21 protein-coding genes and 1 riboswitch are annotated in these 21,645 nt (G+C 72.5%); of the genes, 13 read left to right on the top strand and 8 right to left on the bottom strand.

Going from position 1 to position 21,645, the window contains the following annotated elements; all coding sequences use genetic code 11:
* Positions 1 to 14 precede the first annotated feature (14 nt).
* Positions 15 to 833 (top strand): DJ-1/PfpI family protein, encoded by an 819-nt coding sequence (locus MT346_RS05305; RefSeq protein ID WP_243561770.1) that lies wholly within the window; start codon positions 15 to 17, stop codon positions 831 to 833.
* A gap of 7 nt (positions 834 to 840) precedes the next feature.
* On the opposite strand, the gene MT346_RS05300 is transcribed toward MT346_RS05305, so the two are convergent.
* Together MT346_RS05300 and MT346_RS05295 are read right to left on the bottom strand one after the other, a co-directional pair.
* Positions 841 to 1,311 (bottom strand): GNAT family N-acetyltransferase, encoded by a 471-nt coding sequence (locus MT346_RS05300; RefSeq protein WP_243561769.1) that lies wholly within the window; start codon positions 1,309 to 1,311, stop codon positions 841 to 843.
* On the bottom strand, positions 1,308 to 2,105 hold the full coding sequence (locus MT346_RS05295) for a LysR family transcriptional regulator substrate-binding protein (protein ID WP_243561768.1): 798 nt from the start codon (positions 2,103 to 2,105) through the stop codon (positions 1,308 to 1,310). Before MT346_RS05295 ends, MT346_RS05300 begins: the two co-directional genes overlap by 4 nt.
* 33 nt (positions 2,106 to 2,138) lie before the next feature.
* Here MT346_RS05295 and MT346_RS05290 point away from each other — a divergent pair, with 33 nt between their 5' ends.
* The 3 genes from MT346_RS05290 (at position 2,139) to MT346_RS05280 (ending at position 3,679) form a co-directional block, all read left to right on the top strand.
* Positions 2,139 to 2,528: a DUF5997 family protein gene (locus tag MT346_RS05290; RefSeq protein WP_243561767.1), complete on the top strand. Its 390-nt coding sequence runs from the start codon at positions 2,139 to 2,141 to the stop codon at positions 2,526 to 2,528.
* Positions 2,529 to 2,560: 32 nt separating this feature from the next.
* Positions 2,561 to 3,067 (top strand): hypothetical protein, encoded by a 507-nt coding sequence (locus tag MT346_RS05285; protein WP_243561766.1) that lies wholly within the window; start codon positions 2,561 to 2,563, stop codon positions 3,065 to 3,067.
* An 87-nt stretch (positions 3,068 to 3,154) separates the two neighbouring features.
* Positions 3,155 to 3,679 carry an Lrp/AsnC family transcriptional regulator gene (locus tag MT346_RS05280; protein WP_243561765.1) on the top strand — a complete coding sequence of 175 codons (525 nt, stop codon included), beginning with the start codon at positions 3,155 to 3,157 and terminating at the stop codon, positions 3,677 to 3,679.
* Between the two features lie 309 nt (positions 3,680 to 3,988).
* Here MT346_RS05280 and MT346_RS05275 read toward each other — a convergent pair whose 3' ends face one another.
* A complete protein-coding gene (locus MT346_RS05275) occupies positions 3,989 to 4,420 on the bottom strand; it encodes a GNAT family N-acetyltransferase (RefSeq protein WP_243561764.1) in 432 nt (143 codons plus the stop codon).
* A gap of 108 nt (positions 4,421 to 4,528) precedes the next feature.
* On the opposite strand from MT346_RS05275, the gene MT346_RS05270 reads away from it, so the two are divergent.
* The 7 genes from MT346_RS05270 to ribH all read left to right on the top strand — a co-directional run bounded on the left by MT346_RS05270 (position 4,529) and on the right by ribH (position 13,938).
* Entirely contained in the window at positions 4,529 to 5,881 is a 1,353-nt protein-coding gene (locus MT346_RS05270) for a hypothetical protein (RefSeq protein WP_243561824.1), read from the top strand.
* Positions 5,882 to 5,964: 83 nt separating this feature from the next.
* On the top strand, positions 5,965 to 7,716 hold the full coding sequence (locus MT346_RS05265) for a chaplin family protein (protein WP_243561763.1): 1,752 nt from the start codon (positions 5,965 to 5,967) through the stop codon (positions 7,714 to 7,716).
* Positions 7,717 to 7,901: 185 nt separating this feature from the next.
* Positions 7,902 to 9,230, top strand: coding sequence for an esterase family protein (locus tag MT346_RS05260; protein ID WP_243561762.1), 1,329 nt, complete (start codon positions 7,902 to 7,904; stop codon positions 9,228 to 9,230).
* A complete protein-coding gene (locus MT346_RS18335) occupies positions 9,227 to 11,650 on the top strand; it encodes a bifunctional lysylphosphatidylglycerol flippase/synthetase MprF (protein ID WP_243561761.1) in 2,424 nt (807 codons plus the stop codon). Before MT346_RS05260 ends, MT346_RS18335 begins: the two co-directional genes overlap by 4 nt.
* A gap of 181 nt (positions 11,651 to 11,831) precedes the next feature.
* Positions 11,832 to 11,965: riboswitch (FMN riboswitch) on the top strand.
* A 109-nt stretch (positions 11,966 to 12,074) separates the two neighbouring features.
* Complete coding sequence (locus tag MT346_RS05250) at positions 12,075 to 12,719, top strand: riboflavin synthase (protein WP_243561760.1); 645 nt, start codon at positions 12,075 to 12,077, stop codon at positions 12,717 to 12,719.
* Positions 12,719 to 13,459 (top strand): 3,4-dihydroxy-2-butanone-4-phosphate synthase, encoded by a 741-nt coding sequence (ribB, locus tag MT346_RS05245; protein ID WP_243561759.1) that lies wholly within the window; start codon positions 12,719 to 12,721, stop codon positions 13,457 to 13,459. The genes MT346_RS05250 and ribB overlap by 1 nt, the downstream gene beginning before the upstream one ends.
* Positions 13,456 to 13,938, top strand: a complete 483-nt coding sequence (gene ribH / locus MT346_RS05240) for a 6,7-dimethyl-8-ribityllumazine synthase (RefSeq protein ID WP_243561758.1) — start codon at positions 13,456 to 13,458, stop codon at positions 13,936 to 13,938. The genes ribB and ribH overlap by 4 nt, the downstream gene beginning before the upstream one ends.
* Before the next feature lie 171 nt (positions 13,939 to 14,109).
* On the opposite strand, the gene MT346_RS05235 is transcribed toward ribH, so the two are convergent.
* The 5 genes from MT346_RS05235 to MT346_RS05215 form a co-directional block, all read right to left on the bottom strand.
* A complete protein-coding gene (locus tag MT346_RS05235) occupies positions 14,110 to 14,280 on the bottom strand; it encodes a hypothetical protein (RefSeq protein WP_243561757.1) in 171 nt (56 codons plus the stop codon).
* Positions 14,281 to 14,347: 67 nt separating this feature from the next.
* Complete coding sequence (locus tag MT346_RS05230; protein WP_243561756.1) at positions 14,348 to 14,896, bottom strand: TetR/AcrR family transcriptional regulator; 549 nt, start codon at positions 14,894 to 14,896, stop codon at positions 14,348 to 14,350.
* 61 nt (positions 14,897 to 14,957) lie between these two features.
* The gene (locus MT346_RS05225; protein ID WP_243561755.1) at positions 14,958 to 15,875 is read right to left on the bottom strand and encodes a carbohydrate ABC transporter permease; all 918 of its coding nucleotides are present in this window, start codon (positions 15,873 to 15,875) and stop codon (positions 14,958 to 14,960) included.
* On the bottom strand, positions 15,872 to 16,918 hold the full coding sequence (locus tag MT346_RS05220) for a carbohydrate ABC transporter permease (protein WP_243561754.1): 1,047 nt from the start codon (positions 16,916 to 16,918) through the stop codon (positions 15,872 to 15,874). The genes MT346_RS05225 and MT346_RS05220 overlap by 4 nt, the downstream gene beginning before the upstream one ends.
* Entirely contained in the window at positions 16,915 to 18,225 is a 1,311-nt protein-coding gene (locus tag MT346_RS05215; protein WP_243561753.1) for an extracellular solute-binding protein, read from the bottom strand. The genes MT346_RS05220 and MT346_RS05215 overlap by 4 nt, the downstream gene beginning before the upstream one ends.
* A gap of 192 nt (positions 18,226 to 18,417) precedes the next feature.
* Here MT346_RS05215 and MT346_RS05210 point away from each other — a divergent pair, with 192 nt between their 5' ends.
* Together MT346_RS05210 and MT346_RS05205 are read left to right on the top strand one after the other, a co-directional pair.
* Positions 18,418 to 20,478: an aldo/keto reductase gene (locus MT346_RS05210; protein ID WP_243561752.1), complete on the top strand. Its 2,061-nt coding sequence runs from the start codon at positions 18,418 to 18,420 to the stop codon at positions 20,476 to 20,478.
* Positions 20,457 to 21,536, top strand: coding sequence for a LacI family DNA-binding transcriptional regulator (locus MT346_RS05205; RefSeq protein ID WP_243561751.1), 1,080 nt, complete (start codon positions 20,457 to 20,459; stop codon positions 21,534 to 21,536). Before MT346_RS05210 ends, MT346_RS05205 begins: the two co-directional genes overlap by 22 nt.
* Positions 21,537 to 21,645: the final 109 nt, after the last annotated feature.

The following is a 21,645-nucleotide window of genomic DNA, read 5'->3' as shown; positions in this document are numbered from 1 at the left end:
GCTAGGGTCACGACATGACGAACGAGCACCCGGCATCCACCCCGCGCGTCATCCAGGTCACCCCGGTCGACGCCGAACAGGTCGCCGTCCCGATCGACGTCGACGTGCCCGGGCCCGACGCCCTCGCCGCCGACGGCCGGGTCCCCGAGCACGACCCCGCCGAGGTGCGGATCGCCTTCCTGCTGTTCCCCGACCTGACGCTGCTCGACCTGGTGGGCCCGGCGCAGGTCCTCACGCGGGTGCCCGGCGCGCGCGTGGAGTACGTCGCCGCGACGCTCGACCCCGTCCCGACCGACTGCGGCCTGCCGCTGGTGCCGACCGTCACCTTCGCCGACGCGACCTCGGCGGACGTGCTCGTCGTCCCCGGCGGCGACGGTGCGTTCGACGCGATGCTCGACCCCGAAGTCATCGCCTTCGTCCGGCGTCAGGCCGAGGGCGCGACGTGGATCACCTCGGTGTGCACGGGGGCGTTCGTCCTCGGCGCGGCCGGGCTGCTCGCCGGCAAACGCGCGACCACGCACTGGGCGTCGAAGCCGATGCTCGCGGCCTTCGGAGCGACGCCCGTCGACGAACGCATCATCGACGACGGCTCGGTGGTGACGGCGGCCGGCGTCAGCGCGGGCATCGACATGGCGCTGTGGTTCGCGGCCGAACTCGCCGGGCAGCCCGAGGCCGAACGCATCCAGCTGCAGATCGAGTACGACCCGCAGCCGCCGTTCGACGCCGGATCGGCCGAGCGTGCCGACGCCCGGGTCGTGGCCCAGGCCCGTGCCGCCGCCGAGGATGCACGAGGCGACCGGGTCGCGCAGGCCGCCGCAGCCGTCATGCGCTGACCGGCGGTCAGTCGAGCGGCAGCAGCATCTGCGTCGAGGTCACCCGGTACCCGAGCTGCGCGTACAGATCCTGCGCGCCGGTGTTGTACCCGAACACGTTGAGGCCGATCGAGCGCGCGCCCTGGTCCTTCGCGACCTGTTGGCCGAGCTCGAGTGCACGCCGAGCGTGTCCGAGCCGTCGGTGATCCGCGTCGATCTCGACGTCGAACACCCACCAGTCCGCGCTGCCGGCCTCGAACGGACCGATCCACAGGTACCCGACGACGGTGTCCTGGTCGTCGAGGACGTCCCACACATGGTGTCCGGCGAGCGGCGCGCCGCCGGGGAACCAGCGGTCGAGCGACTGCTGCTTGTTCGCCTCGGCGCGTTCGCGGCTCTCACCGGACCGCATCCGCGACCGGACGTACGCCGCCATGGTCGTGTCCAACCAGGCCGGGAGGCTCGTGGCCGGCATCACCTGCAGGCGCGTGCCCGTCATCGGTTGCCCTTCGACCCCCGGCTCGGCTTGCCGCGCATCTTGCCGCGGCCCGGCGTCGGGCCCTTGCCCGTGTTCGAGTTCTTGCCGCCACCGGACTTGCCGCCACCCGGGGACTTCGCCTTGGCCTTGCCGCCGACGGTGCCGGCCTTGCCGCCGGACCCGGGCTTGTTGCCGGCGTCGGCCTTCGACCCGCCACGCGACGGCCGCGAGCCGTCGTCGGCGGCGCGATCCGGGCCTCCTGGCTGGTCGGGCTGACTGCGGGAGCTGTTGGCGGTCCGCCCGCGCACCACGCCGATGAACTCGGCCGTCAGGTCCGAGGCGTCCTGCTCGCGCCAGACGAGGGCGACGCGCGTGCCCTCGGCGTCGGTCAGGGGGCGGGCGATCAGGTCCTTGCGGCTGGCCTTGCGGAACAGCGACTGCGGCAGGACGACGACGCCGACGTTGGCTTCGACCAGGTCGAGCGCGCCGCTGACGTCCGCGGGGACGGGACCGGCGTCGATGACGTGCACGTCGGCCAGGTCCGCGGTGGTGAGCTCCGATGCCTTGGCGAGGGCGGAGTCCTTCGGCGTGGCGACGACGGCGGTCTCGGTCCACAGCGGGATGGCGTTGTGGGACTCGGCGACGGGGAGCCGGGCGAACACCATGTCGGCGTCGCCGGCCAGGGTCTCGTCGACCTCGGACTGGCCGATCGGCCGGAGCAGCAGCTCGACGGAGGGGAACCGGTCGCGCCAGACGCGAGCCCACTTGGCGGGGGAGACGCCGGGCACGAAAGCGATGGTGAGTGCCGCGGTCATGCAACTGAGCATAGGGGCCGTACCCTTGACACCATGGCGCAGGAACAGACGATGAAGCCCGAGACGGCTGCGAAGAAGCTCGGCATCCTGCTGTCGGCCGCTCCGGAGTCCTTCCGCGACGCGCCCGTCACGCGGACCGCCTTCGACGAACTGCGGACCTCGCCGCCCGAGTGGCTCGAAGACCTGCGTCGCGACGGCCCGCACCCGCGCCCCGTCGTCGCGCAGAAGCTCGGTGTGTCGATCTCCGGGCTCAGCCGCTCCGGCATCGAGGAACCCCTGACCACGGCGCAGATCAAGGACCTGCTGGTCCAGAAGCCCGAGTGGCTCGTGCAGGAACGTGCCACCCAGGCCGCCGTCCACGCCGAGAACGCCCGCGTCAAGCAGGAGCGCGCCGCCAAGACGGCTGCCCGCGCCGAGGCCTGACCCGCCGTCCCGACCCGTTCCCAGGACCGCCCGTGCACCAGACCGTGTCCGACGCGCTGCTCGTCGTGCCGCAGTTCGCGTCGGTGTGCTGCATCGTCGGTGACCGGTACCGCCCGCGCCCCGGCGTGATCGTGCCCGCGGCGGTGATGCTCGTCGCGATGCTGCTGCCCGTGCTCGATGCGGGCGCCGTCTGGACGCTGATGGCGGCGACCGTGCTGCTGCTCCTGGCACCGCTGCCGGTGATGCGCCGACGTCGCGCTGACGGGCGCCGGGCCGAGCCGATGGACGTGCACCGGGCGCTGTCCTCGGTCGTGATGGCCGGGATGCTGCTCATGGGGCACGCGACCGGGTTGGCAGACGGACATGCGGCGCACGGCATCGCGCTGACGGCGGTGCTCGGCGGAGGCGTGATCGGCTACTGCGCGTTCAGCGGGTGGTTGCTGCGGTACGAGTGGGGGCGTGACGACCGGCGTGCGGTGCGCAGCGGCGAGGTCTTCGCGATGACGGTCGCCGTCCTCGGCATGACCCTGGCGATGTAGCGCGGACGGGCCGCCCGCGCCCGCGCCGTCCCGTTCCCGTTCCTGCTCCCTCGATGCGGGGCGGACCGCCCGCGCTACGGTGGTCGCGTGTCCGACCGAGCAGCTCGACCCGATCCCGCGCCACGCCTCGACGAGGTCGACGAGCGCATCCTCTGGACGCTGGCCGCGGACGCCCGGATCCCGAACAACCGGTTGGCCGCAGCCGTCGGGATCGCCCCGTCGACGTGTCTGGCCCGGGTGCGCGCACTCGAGGACGCCGGGGTCGTCCGTGGGTACCGGGCCGACGTCGACGTCGCCCGGCTGGGCTTCTCGATCGAGGCGATGGTCTCGGTGCGGGTGCACGCCGCCGCACGGCACGAGCTGCGGGAGTTCGCCAAGCGTCTGCTGCGGGTGCCCGTCGTGCTGGACGTGTCGTTCCTGGCGGGCGACAAGGACTTCCTGGTGCACATCGCCTGCACGTCGACCGAGCAGCTCCGCGACTTCGTGGCCGACGAGCTGAGCGGGGACCCGTCCGTGGCGACCACGCAGACGAACATCGTGTTCGAGCGGCTCACCGCGGATCGCGAGCGCCAGGCCCGGTCCTACGACGAGCTCCGGCGCTGGCGAGCCTGACCCCGACGCCTGCTGCTCGGCTGCCGTCGCTGACCGGTCACGACACCCCGGCGGATGATCGTCGACCGGTCGCAGATCGTCGATCGGCGCGCTGGAACGACCCGCGCTGACCGGTCACGACACCCCGGCGGGTGATCGTCGACCGGTCGCGGGTCGTCGCTCGGGAGGCGCCACATCGACGATTCGCGACCAGTCGCCGGACGTGAGCGGGATGTCGTGACCACTCGGGGACCGGAGCCGCGCCAGACCCCCGCCGCGCCTGACCCCCGCGGCGCCAGACACCTGCGGCGGCTGACCCCCGCCGCGGGCTCAGCGCGTGCGGGTCATCGGGACGTGGGGGATCCGGTCCTCCGTGTAGTCGTCGCCCGAGCGCACGAAGCCGAAGCGTCCGTACCACTGCTCGAGCTGCGCCTGCGCACCGATCACGACGACGGGCGAGCGGGTCGCGGCGAGGGCGGCCTCGATGAGCTGCCCGGCCAGCCCGGTGCCTCGAGCGCGGGCAGCCGTGACGACGCGGCCGATGCGCTCGGTGCCGTCGGGCTCGCGCAGCAGTCGCAGCGTGGCGTCCACCGAACCCTCGCCGGCCCAGAACTGCACCGTGCCCGGCTCGAGGTCGCGTCCGTCGATGTCCCCGTACGCGCAGCCCTGCTCGACGACGAACACGTCCTGCCGCAGCCGGAGGATCTCGTGCAACGTGACGACGTCGAGGTTGCGGGTGGGAGCGCTGAAGACCGAGGCCATGCGGAAGTTCCTGACGATTGCTTGAGAAGGGGGTTCCGGGATCGCCCCGAGAGGCGTACCGTGCCGGTCAACCACTCTACGTGCGCAGCCAGATCAGGAGGTGAGCGCATGGACAAGCCGTTGCGCGCACCCTGGCGCGCTGCGATCCGGTACGCCCTGATGGGCACCGGGGTGAGCGCCGCCGCCGTGCTGCTCTCGCTGACCGTCGGCGCGCACTCCGCGTCGGCCGCCGAGCGTGCACCGGCGCAGGGCCTGGTCAGCGGGGTCGTGCAGGGCCTCGGCGACACCGTCCAGGGCGTGACGAGTGGCGTCGGTCAGGTCGTGGGCACCGCCGTCGAGCCCGTCCGCGCCGCCGTCCCGCAGCCCCCGGCAGCGCCCGTCGCACCCGCTCCGGCTCCGGCTCCGGCACCTGCTGCGGCACCGCCCGCGCCGGCACCCCACACGGCGCCGGCGCCCGCTGCCCCATCACCGGCTGCACCCGCTCCCGCGGCGTCCGCGCCCGCTCCGGCGGCACCCGCGAGCATCCCGGCAGTCGCGCCAGCACCGGCAGCTCCCGCGAGCATCCCGGTAGCCGCGCCGGCACCCGCGACCGGTCCGGCACCTGGCACCGCAGCCCAGCCCGCAGAAGCACCCACCGACAGCACCGCGACCGCCCCGGCGACGTCGGCCGAGCCGACCGTGGTGACCACGGCCTCCCGGCCCGTGACCGACACCCTGGTCACGGTCCTGCGCCCCGTCACCGGGGCCGTCCAGGGCCTGGCGGGCGCACGCCCGGTCACGTCGCTCGTCGACACGCTCGACCACGTGGTCGGCCAGGTACCCGTGGTGAGCACGGTCCTCGGCGACGACACCCTGGGCACCGTGACCGCGCCGGTCACCGGCCTGGTCGACGACACGCTCGGCAGCGTCGGGACGGTCGTGGGGGACGTTCCGGACGTCGTGACCGGCGTCCTACCGCCCACCGTCACTCTGCCTGGAGGCCCCACTCCCGTTCTCCCTGCCCCCGCACCTCCGCTGGGCACCGGCTCCGACTCCGTGGTCACGCCGCCGTCGTCGGCTCCGGTCGACCCTGTCGCAGCACCGGTCGCGCCCGCGCCCGCAGTCGGACCGTCGGTCGTGACCGCCACGCGTGCGGACGTCGTCCCCAGCACCACCACGGCGCGCACCGTCGTCGGAATGCCCGACGTGCAGTCCGCCGCCGCGGCCCCCGCGTCCGCCACGCTCGGTGGAACGGCGCTCATCGTGCCCGACGGCACCACCCCCGGTGACCAGCCCCTCGGCGGCACCGGCTCCTCGACCTCCGGCGGCACTGCGAGCTCCGGGTCCGCCGGCGCCGGTGTCGTCGGCACGGTCGGCACGTCTGCCGACCAGGACCCCCTCGCCGCCGGGATGCGCGGCACCATCGCCGACGACGTGGTCCCCACGTCGCTCTCCGGCGAGCACGACGTCGCCCCTGACTGAGATCGGTGCACCTGCCCAGCACGGCAGGAACAGCACCACCGACCGCGACCGCGGTCGTGACATCTCGATCAGGAGTGATGACCATGAACAAGTACGTCTCCAGAGGGCTCTGGTTCGCCCTCTTCGTCGGCGGGTTGACGTTCGGAGGTGCTGCCGCGGCGAACGCGGCGACCACCACCGGCGCTGACGGTGCCGTGTCCGGGACCCAGGTGGCGCCGTCCGTCGACGCCCCCGTGTCCGTCCTCGGCAACGCCCTCGGGGTGCTCGGCGACGCGGTGTCCGCCGCGGCCCCGGCGGCACCTGCGCCTGCGGCACCGTCTCCCGCTGCCGTGCCGGCCCCTGCCGCGCCGGCTCCCGCCCCCGCGGCTCCGGCTCCTGCCCCGGCTGCTCCGGCTGCTGCGCCGTCGACCTCCGGGTCGGACGGTGTGGGCTCGGGCACGCAGGTCGTGCCCGAGGTGACCGCCCCCGTGACGGTCGGCGGCACCGCGATCGCCGTCGGCGGTGACGCGGTGTCGACGTCGGCTCCGGCAGCGGCCCCCGCGGCTCCGGCCCCGGTTGCCCCGGCCGCGCCGGTTGCTTCTCCCGCAGCGCCGACCACCTCGGGTGCGGACGGTGTCGCGTCCGGCACCCAGGTTGCCGGGACCGTCCAGGTGCCCGTCGACGTGACGGGCAACGCGATCTCGGTGCTCGGCGGCGCGGCCTCGACCACGGCGGCTCCGGCTGCCTCGGCTCCGGCCGCGTCGGCACCGTCGGCACCGTCGACGCCGACCGCGTCGGGTCCGACCACGGACGGTTCCGACGGTGTCGTGTCCGGCACCCAGGTCGTCCCGGTGGTCTCGGTCCCCGTGACCGTGACGGGCAACGGCATCGGGCTGCTCGGTGACGGGACCTCGACGGGTTCCTCGACCGGCACCGGCACCGGCACCGCTGGCTCCAGCACGGGCGGCGGGGCAGCGGCCCCGACGACGGGTGGTTCCGACGGGGCCGCCTCGGGGACCCAGGTCGCTCCGGTGGTCTCGATCCCCGTGACGATCGGTGGGAACGGCATCGGGCTGCTCGGTGACGGGACCTCGACGGGTTCCTCGACCGGTACGACGGGCACGGGCTCCACGAGCGCGGGCACGACCGGTCCGGGCACGACCGGTCCGGTGACGAGCGGTTCCGACGGCATCGCATCCGGCACGCAGGTCGTGCCGGTGGTCTCGATCCCGGTCACCATCGGTGGGAACGGCATCGGCGTGGTCGGTGACGGCACCTCGACGGGCTCCGGCTCCGGCACCGGTACCGGCTCGGGCACCGGCACACCGGGCACGGGTTCCGGCAGCACGACCACCGGCGACGGCGGGCTGCTGTCGGGCACCCAGGTCGCCCCGGTGATCGGCATCCCGATCACCATCGGCGGGAACGGCATCGGCATCGTCGGGGACGGCACCAGCACCACGACGACCCCCGGCGGTGGAACGACCCCCGGTGACGGCACCGACCCCGGTGACGGCACCGACCCGGGCGACGGGACCGACCCTGGTGACGGCACGGACCCCGGCGACGGCACGACCCCCGGTTCCACGACCACCCCGATCGACGGCGGCTCGACCGCTCCGACCGGCGTCGTGACCACCGGTGCCGTGACCGTCGGCACGGCGCCGACCACCACGACGGCCCGCACGGCCGCCGCGGTCGCGACCGCCCCGGCCGCCACCACCGCAGCGACGGCGGGCACCACCCCGTCGACCCTGGCGTACACGGGGGCGACCTCGCCTGCCGTGCCCGTCGGGTTCGCGCTGCTGTTGCTCCTCGCAGGCGCCGGGACGCTCGTCCTCCGACGCCGGCACTGAGAACACGACGCCGAGGGGCACCGGCCCGCCGGTGTCCCTCGGCGTCGCGCCCGCGGGAGCGTGATCTCCGGTCCACTCCCTGAGAAGCAGCAGGAAGCCATCTGGGTGTGCTTGATGCCGATGCTGTGAACAGCGGAAGCGCGTCGGCAGGCGCCCAGAAGCCGTTCGGCAGGACGATGAACCCCGTGTTCAGCGAACTGCTCCGTGTCCCGATCGTCACCCCCCAGGTGCTCGTCCCCGTCGACGTCCTGGCGGCGCTGCTGACGCTCTGGACCCTCGTCGGGCGGCGCCGGGGGCTGGTGCTGCGGCTGATCGCCCTGGTCGTCGGTGCCGGCATCGGGCTGCTCGCCGTCTGGTGGTTCGGTGACGTCCGGGACACGTTCGGTGTCGCGTTCACCCCGGTCACCCGGATGTGGGTCGCACTGGCGTTCGCCGGCATCGCACTCGCGCTGGTCGTCCTGGTACAGGGCGGACTCGGCGGGCGAGCCTGGGGGCGCCGGGTCCTCGCGGTCGCGGCGATGGCCGCCGTGGTGCTGGCCGCGGGCCTCGGGGTGAACGTCGACTTCGGGGCGTACCGCACGATCGACCAGGCCATCACGACGAACCCGTACCCGAACGGCACGCTCGGACACCAGCATGCCGCAGCGCCCGGGGCGAGCGTCGTCGACGCCGCGACCTGGACCGCGCCGGCGGGGATGCCACGCGAGGGGAAGGCGATGTCCTTCCGCATCCCCGGCACCGTGTCGCACTTCCACGCCCGCAAGGCCGTCGTGTGGCTGCCGCCGGCCGCACTCACGAAGGACCCGCCGACCCTGCCCGTGCTCGTGACGTTCTCCGGACAGCCCGGCCAGCCGTCCGACATGTTCCAGGCGGGCGGGATGGGCCGGTACCTTGACGCCTATGCAGCTGCACACAAGGGGCTGGCGCCCATCGTCGTCGCGCCGGACCAGCTCGGGGCGCCGAACCGCAACCCGATGTGCCTGGACTCCCGGCAGCTCGGCCGGACCGCGACCTACGTCATGACGGACACCGTGCACTGGATCACCAAGCACCTCGACGTCGCGTCCGGGCCGTCGGCGTGGGGTGTCGACGGGTTCTCCGAGGGCGCGACCTGCGCGATGCAGTTCTCCGCGGAGCACCCCGACGTCTTCGGGTCGGCGCTCGCGATCTCGAGCGAGATCGCCCCGTTCACCGGCTCGGCGCAGCACTCGGCACAGGTGGCCTTCCACGGCGACCGAGCCGCGTACGCCGCGGCCGCGCCGGTGGCGATCATGCGCCGCAACGCGCCGTACCACGACCACCTCACCGTGTTCGGCTTCGGCCAGGACGACGCCCCCTACCGGGCCACGACCGCCCGGCTCCGCGCCGCCGCCGAACAGGCCGGCATGCAGACCGACGTCCTGGTCTCGCCCGGGTCGGCGCACGACTGGAACACCGTCCGCTACGTCCTCGCACACGGACTGCCGCTGGTCATCGCCCACCTCGGCCTGCCGGCGCAGGACGGCGCGCTGTGAGCCCGCGCGACCTGGGGGTGACGGCGCTCCACGCGGCCCGGCGTGCCCCGGTCACCGTCACGATCACGGCGCTGGTCCTGCTGACCACCGTCGTGGGCATCGCGATGCGCATCGGCCACGCGCCGAACGGCCCCCAGGACCTCGGGCCGTTCCGGGTCTTCGCCGCCTCGACCGGGGTACTGGCGCTCCTGCTGACGCTCGCCGGCGTCGTCGTGCTGGTGGGAGCCTCCGAACGGTTGATGGGGTCACGGCGGACCGCCGCCGCCTTCGTCGTGACGACCGTCGTCGGGACCGGGCTCGGTGCGCTCAGCGCCTTCATCGACCTGGACGGCCGGAACGCCGGGGCGCTGCTGCTCGGCCGGGCGACGAGCTTCGACCCCTGGACCGCCATCGTCGGGACGATCGCGACCGCCAGCGCGTTCGCCGGACCGCTCTGGCGTCGTCGTATCCGCGTGAACACCCTCGCCGTCGTCGCCGCGCTGTTCCTGTACGCCGGACACGCGTCGGACCTGTACGCCGTGCTCGCCGCGGCGACCGGCTGGGTCTTCGGCGAGGTGCTGCGGCAGACGCCCAAGCGGGTCGGGTGGGTGCGGAGTTCGCACCGCGAGATCCGGGTCCTGCTCGGCACCGTCGTGCTGGTGTCCGCCGTCGGCCCGGTCATCGCGCTCGTCTCCCGCGCCCGCGTCGGCCTGCTCGCACCGATCGCTGCCGTCGTCGGCACCGGTCCCGTCACCCCGGTGTCCGGATGCCGGACGGACGGCGTGGCGGGGGAGTGCCTGCGCCACCTGCTGGCGTACCGGGCAACCGACCCGTGGACGCTGCTGCTCGCGATCCCGCCCCTGCTGGTCCTGGTGGTGGGCGGCCTCGGGCTGTTCCGCGGCAGCCGGTTCGCCGTGTGGCTCGTCGTCGTGATCGATCTGGTGACGGCGATCGCCGCAGTGGTGACGTACACGGCGGTCCCCGGCCGGATCGAGCGGCTGCACGGCACCGAGGACCAGTTCATCGTCACGCTGTCGATCGGCGCGTCGGTGTTGGTACCGCTCGCCACGGCGGTCGTCCTGATCCTCCTGCGCCGGTCCTTCACCGTGCTGCCCACCCGCCGACGACTCGCCGGGTTCGGTGCGGTCGTGCTCGGCACGGCCGTCGTCCTGGTCGCTGTCCTGCTCGTCGTGGCCGACGCCTCGCCGACCCGCGTGGCCGACCCCCTGCGCATCGCGGTCGCCGCGCTCGGCCCGATCTCCCCGACGACGTTCTGGGAACACCTGCCGACCATGGACCCGGGGCTGCGGTTCGCGCTCGGCATCGCCGGCCCGGTGCTCTGGCTCGTCGTCGCGATCGCCGCCGTCCGGCCCACGGGCGCGGCCCCGCAGGACCTCGACGCCGACGGCAGCCGAGCCGACCGCGAGCGCGCCCGAGCGCTGCTCAAGGCCGGCGGCGGGGACACGTTCGGGTGGATGACCACCTGGCAGGGCAACGCCTACTGGTTCGCGGACGACGGCCGCGCCGGCATCGCGTACCGGCGGAACGGCGGCGTCGCGGTGACGCTCGGCGGACCCTTCGGCTACGAGGACGCCAGGACCCCGGCGCTCGCCGCCTTCGCCCGGCACTGCGACGACAACGGCTGGACCCCGGTGTTCTACGGCGTCGACGAGCCCGTCGCGGCTCCGCTGCGCGCCGTGGGCTGGAGCACCCTGCCCGTCGCCGAGGACGCCGACTTCGACCCGCGCCCGTGGACGACGAGCGGCAAGAAGAAGCAGGACGTGCGGACGGCGGTCAACAAGGCGAACCGCGAGGGCATCACCGCCACGTGGGCCGCCTGGCACGACCTGCCGGCCGCCACCACCCGGCAGATCGAGGCGATCTCCGAGGAGTGGGTGTCCGAACGCGAGCTGCCGGAGATGGGCTTCACCCTGGGCGGCGTCGACGAGATGCGCGACCCGGACGTCCGGACCCTCGTGGCGCAGGACGCCGAGGGCACCGTGCTCGCCGTGACGAGCTGGCTGCCGTCGTACCGCGCGGGCCGGGTCGTCGGGTGGACGCTCGACGTGATGCGCCGCACGAACGCGGCACCGAACGGCGTGATGGAGTTCCTGGTCGCGAGTGCCGCGGACCGGATGCGCGAGGACGGCGCCGAGAAGCTGAGCCTGTCCGCCGCACCGCTCGCCCAGGCGCCGGGCTCGGCTCCGTCCGGCGACGGCGTGCAGAGCCTGCTCGACCTGGTCGGCGGGGTGCTCGAACCCGTCTACGGCTTCCGGTCGCTCCTGCGGTTCAAGCTGAAGTTCGGCCCCGACCTGCACCCGCTCGTGCTGGCGTACCCGGATGCCGTCGCGCTGCCCTCGATCGGCATCGCGGTCGTCCGCGCCTACCTGCCCGACCTGTCGCTCCGGCAGACCCTGGCGCTGGCGCGCGGGCGCGGCTGACCCCACCCGTGTCCGCCCGGTCAGGCCCGGCCCGCGACCGCGCGGTCAAGCCCGGCCCGTGTCCGCCCGGTCAGGCCCTGCCCGCGACCGCCCGGTCAGGCCCGGCCCGCGACGGCGCGTGACGGTGCGTGACCAGGCCGGGCGCGGGTGTCGGGGTGCTGCGGTATCGTCGGGGGTACGCAAGCGCTCCGGGGTCGGTGCAAGTCCGAACCGGTGGTGACAGTCCACGAGCTGACGACGGGTCCGACCCGACCGATGCTGACCCGGTGCGAACTCCGGGACCGACGGTGAGAGTCCGGATGGAAGGATGCGCTGGCGGACGGCATCGCCGTGCCCGGACCCGACAGGGACCGCGGCCCGGGTGTGGCCGTCCGCTCCGCCGACGACCGTCGTGCACACCCGGAGTCCCGTAGGAAGGGCACCAGTGTTCACCGGCATCATCGAGGAACTCGGCACGGTCACCGCCGTCGAGCCGCGCGGCGACTCCGTCGCGCTCACCATCCGCGGGCCGCTGGTCGTGGCAGACGCAGCGCACGGCGACTCCATCGCGACGAGCGGCGTCTGCCTGACCGTCGTCGAACAGACACCCGAGTCCTTCACCGCGTTCGTCATGAAGCAGACGCTCGACATGAGCGCGCACGGCTCGCTGCGCGTCGGCGACCCGGTCAACCTCGAACGTGCGGCCTCGGTCGGCGACCGCCTGGGTGGCCACATCGTGCAGGGGCACGTCGACGGCACCGCGACCGTGCTCGAGACCGCCGACGGTGACGGCTGGCGACGCGTCCGCTTCGCGCTGACACCCGACCTCAGCCCGCTCGTCGTCGACAAGGGCTCCGTCGCACTCGACGGCGTCTCCCTGACCGTCAGCGCCGTGTCGCCGGAGGACACCGACCCGGCGGAAGCCTGGTTCGAGGTCAGCCTGATCCCCGAGACCCTCGCCGCGACCACCCTGGGCGACCGCGTCCCCGGCGACCGGGTCAACGTCGAGACCGACGTCCTCGCCCGCCACGTCCGCCGCATGCTCCGGCTCGACGCCGCAGCACAGGCAGTCGGCCAGGAGGCCCGGTGATGGGCACCGAGACCGGGCACCTGACCGACGTGGCCGGCCCGGCGGACGCGGGGCGGGCCTCCAGTCCGGTCGCGGACCGGACCGCGCACGGCCTGGCGACCATCGAGGCGGCCGTCGCCGCGATCGCGGCGGGTCGGCCCGTCATCGTCGCCGACGACGAGCACCGCGAGAACGAGGGCGACGTCATCCTGTCTGCCGAGCTCGCCAGCCCGGAGTGGATCGCCTGGACGGTCGCGCACTCGTCGGGGTTCATCTGCGCGCCCGTCAGCGCCGAGATCGCGGACGCCCTCGACCTGCCGCCGATGGTGGCGCACAACGAGGACGTCCGGGGCACCGCCTACACCGTGACCGTCGACGCAGCGGTCGGTGTGACGACCGGCATCAGTGCGCACGACCGGGCCCGGACGCTGCGGGTGCTCGCCGACCCGGCCTCGGTCCGTGACGACCTGCACCGGCCCGGCCACGTCGTGCCGCTGCGCGCGCGTCCGGGTGGCGTCCGCGAACGCGCGGGCCACACCGAGGCCGCGATCGAGCTCGTCACCGCAGCGGGCCTGCGTCCGGCGGCGGCGATCTGCGAGATCGTCGACGAGGACGGCAGCATGATGCGGCTGCCACGACTCCTCGAACTCGGGGCACGTGCCGACGTGCCCGTCATCACCATCGCCGCACTCGTCGAGTGGCTCGACGCGGCAGACCGGGCGACGGCGAGTGCCGTGCCCACGGAAGGAACCGAACGATGAGCGGAGCAGGCGCAGCCGAACGCGACCAGGTCGACGGCAGCGGGGTCCGGGTGGCGATCGTCGCCGGGCAGTGGCACGACACGATCGCCGCGGGACTGCTCGCCGGCGCCCAGCGCGAGGTCGAGCGACTGGGGGCGGATGCCACCGTGCTGCCCGTCCCCGGCAGCTTCGAGCTGCCCGTGGTCGCGAAGGCCGCCCTGGGCGCCGGGTTCGACGCCGTCGTGGCACTCGGCGTGATCATCCGCGGCGGCACCCCGCACTTCGAGTACGTGTCGTCGGCAGCGACCGACGGCCTGACCCGGGTCGCGATCGAGACCGGCAAGCCGGTCGGCTTCGGCGTGCTGACCCTGGACGACGAGCAGCAGGGGATCGACCGCGCCGGGCTGCCCGGCTCGAAGGAGGACAAGGGCGCCGAGGCCGCGCACGCCGCCGTGTCGACGGCCGTGCTGCTGCGGAGCCTGACGGTCCCCGTCGTCTGACCGGGAGGCCGTGCGCGCGTCGCACCCCGTCGCCGACATCGCGCCCCGATCCCTCGGGGCGCGATGTCCGTCAGGGGGTGCGACGGCACCCTGGAACGGCGCACGACCGCGTCGCTGCAACACAGAACGGCCCCGCACCGATCGGTGCGGGGCCGTTCTGTGCGGAGCTGACTACCGCTTGCCGAACACGTGGATCGGCAGGAAGAACGAGAGGCACATGAGCAGCACGCCGCCCATGAAGACGAAGGCCTGACCCGAGGCGACCTGGAAGGCGACACCGAACAGGTACATCGAGACCACGAGCAGCAGGATCGAGAAGACAGCAGCGATGACGCGGCCCACAGTGGTACCTCCGAAGGTCAGGCGGGTGGAACACTGCCAGTCTATCCCCAGGCGGTGACGTCCGGGTTCACGCGCGGGGTCTGCTGGACACGAGACGATCGACGACGGCGAGCAGTGGCTCCATGTCGACGCTCGCCCGGTCCGGACGGCCGTCACTCGCAGCACCGAGGGACGCCGCGTGGTACAGCCCGTCGCCCATGAGCTTGACGGCCTGCGCGGTCGGCGCGTCACCGAGGGCGTCCACCAGGGTGGCGAGCCAGGCGTTCTCGGTCTCGTCGAGCGTGCGGCCGGCTTCCTCGTACCCGGCCTGCTGCAGTCGGCTGGCGGCCAGCAGCACCAGGTCGAGCTCGCTGCCGACGAACTGGCTGTTCCGGACGAAGTACCGCGCTGCGCCGTCCTCCGCGTCCCGCATCAGCTCGACATCGGCCGCGGACAGGTCGGCGAGACGGTCGCACAGGCCCTCGACCAGGGCGGCCTTGGAACCGAAGTGGTACAGCAGCCCGCCCTTCGAGACCCCGGCGCGGGCGGCGACGGCGTCGAGGGTGGCGGGACGCTCGCCTTCGGCGCAGACGATGGCGACGAAGCTGTCCAGGACGCGGTCGCGAGCACTTGCCATGGTGGGGAGTCTAGAGAGTCGTGGGCGGCGGGACGGTACCCGCCCCGCCGCCCGCGCGCGGTCAGCCCTTCAACGCCCCCGCGGCGATGTTCGCGATGAAGTGCCGCGACCCGATGATGAACACCCCGATGAGCGGGAAGATGCTGATCACCGCGCCGGCCATCACGGCGCCGAGGTCGGTCGCGTTCACCGAGCTCAGCCCGGCCAGTGCCACCTGCAGGGTCTGTCCCCTGGGGTCGATCAGCACGATGAGCGGCCAGACGTAGTCGTTCCAGGCCGTGATGAACGTGAAGATCCCGAGGAACGCCAGACCACCGCGCAGCATGGGGACCGCGATCGACCACCACGTCCGGAAGAAGCCCGCGCCGTCGACCCGGGCCGAGTCGATGATCTCGTTCGGGATCGACCCGGTGGCGAACTGGCGCAGCAGGAAGATGCCGAACGCGTTGGCCGCTCCGGGGATGATCAGCGCCTGCAACCCACCGATCCACCCGAGGTGCGACATGAGCACGAAGCTCGGCACCAGCGACAGGCTGCCCGGCACCAGGAAGGTCGCGAGCATCACGGTGAAGAGCGACCGCTTGAACGGGAACTCGTACTTGGCGAACGCGAACGCCGCCAGCGAGTCGAACACCATCACCAGCACCGCGGTGCTGCCCGCGACGACGACGGTGTTCAGCAGCGCCCGCAGCATGTCGACGTTCGCGAACACCGACGCCACGTTCGCCATCGCGTTGCTGCCGAACCACAGTGACGGCGGGTACCCGAAGATCTGCGCGTTCGTCGACGTGGACATGACGAGCAGCCACCAGAACGGGAAGATCGACAGGACGACGCCGATGACCAGGCAGACGTGGGTCACGAGCGTCCCGACCCAGCCGCGGCGGAACCCCCGGTGCGGATCGTCCGCGGCAGCGCCGGGTCGTCCGAGCGCCGCGGCCGTGTTGGTGGTCGTCGTCGTGGGCTGTGTCGCGGTCATGCGTCGACCCCCGTCGAGGTGGTGGTGGCGGTGGTGCGGGCCGAGCGGGGCGTGCGCAGGCGCCGCGGAGTCTTCAGTCCGTCGCGCTCACTGAGCAGACGCCAGTTGATGATCGCGAAGACCACGGAGAAGATGAACAGCACCCAGGCGATCGCCGACCCGTAGCCGAAGTCGAACTGGCTGAAGGCCTGGTCGTACTGGTACAGCACGATCGTCATGCCGGCCTCGTCCGGGCCACCGACCGAACCACCGTTGAACAGGATCTGCGGTTCGGTGAACAGCCCGAGCCCACCGATCGTCGAGGTGATGACGGTGAACAGGATCACCGGTCGCAGCAGCGGCACGGTGATCCGCGAGAAGATCTGCCACGTGTTCGCGCCGTCGACCTTGGCGGCGTCGTACAACTCTGTGGGGATCGACTGCAGTCCGGCCAGGTAGATGATCGCGTTGTAGCCGGTCCACCGCCAGATGACCATCACGGCGATCGTCACCTTGATGCCCCAGTACGACGACAGCCACCCGACCGGGTCGGCGCCGATCGCGCGCATCGCGGCGTTCACCAGGCCGAAACCGTCGGAGAACACCGACCCGAAGACGATCGCCATCGCGACCATGCTCGTCACGTTCGGGATGAAGAACGCCACCCGGTAGAAGCCCTTGCCGCGGATGTTGCCGTGCAGCAGGAACGCCAGCACGAGCGCCAGGAACAGCATCGGGATCGTCGACATCACCCAGATCAGGAACGTGTTGACGACGGCGTTCCAGAACCTCGGGTCGCCGAGCAGGTACTGGTACTGCGCGAACCCGACCCAGGCCGGTGCGCCGATGCCGTCCCAGTCGGTGAAGGACAGCACGATCGAGAACACGATCGGGAACAGTCCGAACACCAGGAACAGCACGTAGAACGGGGCGATCGCGACGTACTGCGGCCAGAAGCGCCGCAGCCCTCGCAGCCCGCCGGTCGCCGCCGTCGTGATCGATGCCGTCGGCGTACCGACCACTGCCGGGATGCTCGTGGTCGGTGGTGCCTGCTTCGTGCTCATGCGCCGAGCCCCCGCTTCTCGAGGACCCGGTTGGTCTGGTCGACGGCGTCCTGCCACGCGCGGTCCGGGTCCTTGCCGGCCGCTTCGACGTTCGTGATCTCGGTGGCGAAGGCACTGACGAAGCGTTCCGCGTTCGAGATGTAGGTCACCGGCACGTCCTTGGCCGTGTCGCTGAAGAAGGCCAGCGGATCCTGGTCCCCGAAGAAGTCCCCGGGCTGCCGCATCAGGCCGTTCGAGAACGAACTCGGTGTCGACGGGAACAGCTGGATGTCGTTGTAGGTGTGCGACTGGACCTCGGGCGAGGTGATCCACTGCGCGAACGCGGTGGCCGCGGCCGGGTTCTTCGACGTCTTCGGGACAGCGAGGAACGAGCCGCCGCTGTTGCCGGGACGCTCGGGCTGCCGTGCGATCCGCCACTGACCACTGGAGTCCGGCGCGGTGTCGTGGATGACCTGCGTCCACCAGGCGCCCTCGATCTGTCCGGCGACCCGGCCCGACACCCAGCCGGCGTTCTGGTCGGTGCCGGACTGCAGGTTGCCCGTGATCCGCGACCGGACACAGGCGACTGCGTTGTCCCACGCCCGGCGGATGCTGCTGTCGTCGCGCTCGAACACGGGCTGGTCGTCGCGGTCGAAGTACCGCGTGGGGCTGGCGTACACGTACTGGTTGAAGAGCTGGTTCGCCGTGATGACCGTCGCGACGTCCGACTGCTTGCGGAGCGTCGCGCCGAACCGCCGGAAGTCGTCCCACGTGCTGATCGCGTCCGAGACCTCGTCGGGGTCGGTCGGCAGTCCGGCCTTCGCCAGCACGTCCTGCCGGTAGAAGAACGCCGTGGGGCCGGTGTCGACGGGCCAGAAGCACTGCCGTCCGCTGGGGGTCCTGCCGAGCGACGTCTTCCAGCCGTAGTACTCCTTCCGCTTCGCCGCGCCCCCGTGGTCGTCGAAGTCGGTGAACAGGTCCTCGTCGGGGAAGTACAGCCAGCAGTTCGAGTTCACCATGAGCACGTCGGGGATGAACGCGTTGCCGGCGAGTGCGGTCCGGAACTTCGTGTCGTACGCCGCGCCGCCGATCAGGTCGGGACGCAGGCGCATCGGCTGGTGCCCCTGGATGCCCCGTGCCGCCTGCTGCAGGAACTTCGGGTCGAGCGACCGGTTCCAGTACCAGAGCACCAGCTCGTCGGGGTCCTTGGAGATGGCGGTGCCGGTGGAGCACCCGGCCAGGAGTGCGGTGGAAGCGAGTGCCCCGAGGGCACCTGCACCGGCGAGGAACCCTCGCCGGCTCAGACTGATCGATGGTGCTGCTGTCACTGGAGACCTGCTCTCGTCGTTGAGATCGGGTGCTGTGCGCGTTCGACCGTGAACGCTCACGGAACTGCAGCAGAGCATTGCCCGGACGACACGCCGTGTCAAGCACCGATGTCGTTGCAGGGCAGGAACGAGCGCGGTACCGTCGTCGGGACCCGCAGGACCGTGAAGGTTCACGAGACGAACAGGATCCGCATGTCAGCGCAGACCGCGACCACTTCCAGCTCCCCGACCGCCGGTTCGGACCGCACCCCCGGCTGGGCCGTCCTCGGACCCGGTGGGATCGCCCGTCGCTTCCTCTCGCAGCTGCCGTCGAGCGCGGTCGGCGCGACCATCGTGGCCGCCGGCAGCTCGGCTCCCGAGCGTGCGCAGTCCTTCGCGGACGACGCCGTCGCGCACGGCTTCACGGACGTCACGGCGACGACGTACGAGCAGGTCCTCGCCGACCCCCGCGTCGACGCCGTCTACGTGTCGACCGTGCACACCGGGCACGCCCACCTGGTGCTCGCCGCGCTCGACGCCGGCAAGGCCGTGCTGTGCGAGAAGCCGCTGGCGCCGAACCACGGCACGGCGATGGCCCTGGTCGACGCCGCGCGCCAGGCGGGCCTGCCGCTCGTCGAGGCGTACATGTACCGCTTCCACCCGCAGACCGCCGCGCTGCTCGACCTGGTCCGCAGCGGTGCGATCGGCGCCGTCACCCACGTCGACGCGTCCTTCGCGTTCCGCGCCGGGTCGCGCACGGGTCGGCTGTTCGACGTCGCGACCGCGGGCGGCGGCATCCTCGACGTCGGCGGGTACCCGGTCACGATGACGGCCGCGATCGTGCAGGCCGCCACGGGTGTCGCCGTGGCCGAGCCCACCGAGCTCACCGCGACCGGCTCGCTCGGGCCGACCGGTGTCGACGAGTGGACCACCGCCCAGCTGACCTACCGCGGTGGCGCCACCGGACCGGACACGATCACCGCGAGCGTCCGGACCGGTGTGCGCGTCGAGGACGAGAACGCCGTCACGGTGTACGGCACGACCGGACGCCTCCGGCTCTCCGACCCGTGGACGCTCGGTGACGACCCGACCATCCAGGTGGACACCGTCGACGCGGACCCGCGCACGCTTTCGTTCGCGGGAGAGCACCCCTACGCACGCGAAGCCGACGCCACGACCGCGGCCCTGGTGGCCGGACAGGTGGAGGTCGCCGAGTACACGCTCGACGAGTCCCTGGCCACGGCCCGCACGCTCGACCGCTGGCGCGCGGCCATCGACCTGCGGTACCCGTTCGAGTCCGAGACCGCCGACATCCCCACGGTCAGCGGCCGACCGCTCACCGTGCAGGACGACAACACCATGCGCTACGGCGAGGTGCCCGGCGTCGGCAAGCGCATGTCCCGCCTGGTGATGGGCGTCGACAACCAGCCCGACCTCGCGCACGCCAGTGCGATCTTCGACCTGTTCGTCGAGCGCGGTGGCAACGTCTTCGACACCGGCTACATCTACGGCGGCGGGGTGCTCGAGGGGCGCCTGGGGAAGTGGATCCAGAACCGCGGCATCCGCGAGGACGTGGTCGTGATCACCAAGGGCGCGCACACGCCGTACTGCGACCCGGAGTCCCTCACCCGGCAGCTGCTCGAGAGCCTCGATCGCCAGGGCACCGACTACGCGGACATCTACATGATGCACCGCGACAACGAGGACATCCCCGTGGGGGAGTTCGTCGACGTCCTCGACGAGCACCGTCGCGCCGGCCGCATCCGCGTGTACGGCGGCTCGAACTGGAGCCTCGCCCGCTTCGACGAGGCGAACGCCTACGCCCGGGCGAACGGCAAGCACGAGTTCGAGGTCCTGAGCAACCACTTCGGTCTGGCCGAGGCGTACGACGTGCCGTGGGACGGCTGCCGGCACGCGACCGACCCGGCGTCCAAGGCCTGGCTCGAGGAACGCCAGGTCCCGCTGCTGCCCTGGTCGTCCCAGGCCCGCGGGTTCTTCACGGGCCGCGCGAAGCCCGAGGACACCAGCGACGCCGAACTCGTCCGCTGCTACTACTCGGACGACAACTTCGAGCGCCTGCGTCGTGCACGCGAGCTGGGCGACCAGTACGGCGTGCCCGCGACGGCGATCGCGCTGGCCTACGTCCTCAACCAGCCGTTCCCGACGTTCCCGCTCTTCGGACCGCGTACGATCGCGGAAGCCCGGTCGTCCATGACCGGCCTCTCCGTCGACCTCACTCCCGAACAGGTGGCATGGCTGGACCTCCGCGACTGACCGACCCGGACACCGTCCCCGGGCAGCCCGCCGCAACCCAGCCCCCCGCAGCCCAGCCCGACTCCGGGCACGTTCCTGTGGGGCGCGCGACGATCATGGACGTCGCGGCGGCCTCGGGGGTGTCCCGGCAGACGGTGACGCGGGCGATGAACGGCATGTCCGGGATCAGCGCCAGCACCAAGCAGCGTGTCCTGGCCGCCGCCGAGGCACTGCACTACCGTCCGTCGCGCTTCGGCCGTGGTCTGGTGACGGGTGGTGACCACCAGCTCGGACTCGTCGTCAACGACCTGCGCAACCCGTACACGCCGCAGCTCGCCGCCGCGGTCGTCGGGCTGGCGGCCGAGCAGGACTGGAACGTCATGCTCGCCGACGTCGACCTGGTGAGCGACCCGGACCGGATGGTCGCGGCGCTGGGCTCGCAGACGGACGTGGTGATCGGGTACTTCGGGTCACGCCGGGACCGCTGGAACGACCTGCTCGGTACGGTCCCGATGGTCGAGCTCGACCCGGCGACCGAGCCGCCGACCGGCGCGGTGTGGATCGACCCGACCGACGCGATCGAGGTGCTGGCGGACCACCTCGTCGCCACCGGGGTCCGGCACCCGGTGGTGCTCGACAACTCCGAACCCGACGTGCCCAGTGCTCGTGGTGCCCTCATGCTGGCGGCGTTGCGTCGACGTGGCTACCTGCCCGAGATCGTGCACGGTCGACACGGCACGGCCGAGTGCGGTGCCGAGGAGACCGAACGGATCCTCGGGCGTCGTCGCCGACTCGATGCGATCCTGGCCTTCAACGACGTGATGGCGCTGGGGGTGCTGTCGGCGTGCCGTCGTGCCGGCGTCGACGTGCCGGGCGACGTGCGCGTGGTCGGTGTCGACGGGCTGCCGCTCGGGGCGCTCGTGACGCCCACGCTCACCACACTGGCGGTCGACCTCGACGCCGTCGCGCGGCAGGCGCTCGACCTGGCCCTCGGGATGCTCGACCGCTCGCTGCCGCGCAGCGGCGCGTCGGTGCAGCGCACCGTGCGCCACCGGCTGCTGCTGCGCGAGTCCGCCTAGGACCGGACCACGGACGGACGGGAGGCCCGTGGCGACCCCGCCACGGGCCTCCCGTCCGTCCGTTGTTGCATTTGCAACGTCAACCGTCCAGACGGTACAGTAGAGGAGA

The sequence above is a fragment of the Curtobacterium sp. VKM Ac-2922 genome (genome assembly GCF_022815645.1).
Lineage (GTDB): Bacteria > Actinomycetota > Actinomycetes > Actinomycetales > Microbacteriaceae > Curtobacterium.
Note: the sequence above shows the minus strand (reverse complement) of the source record. Positions and strands in the feature narration are given on the sequence as shown.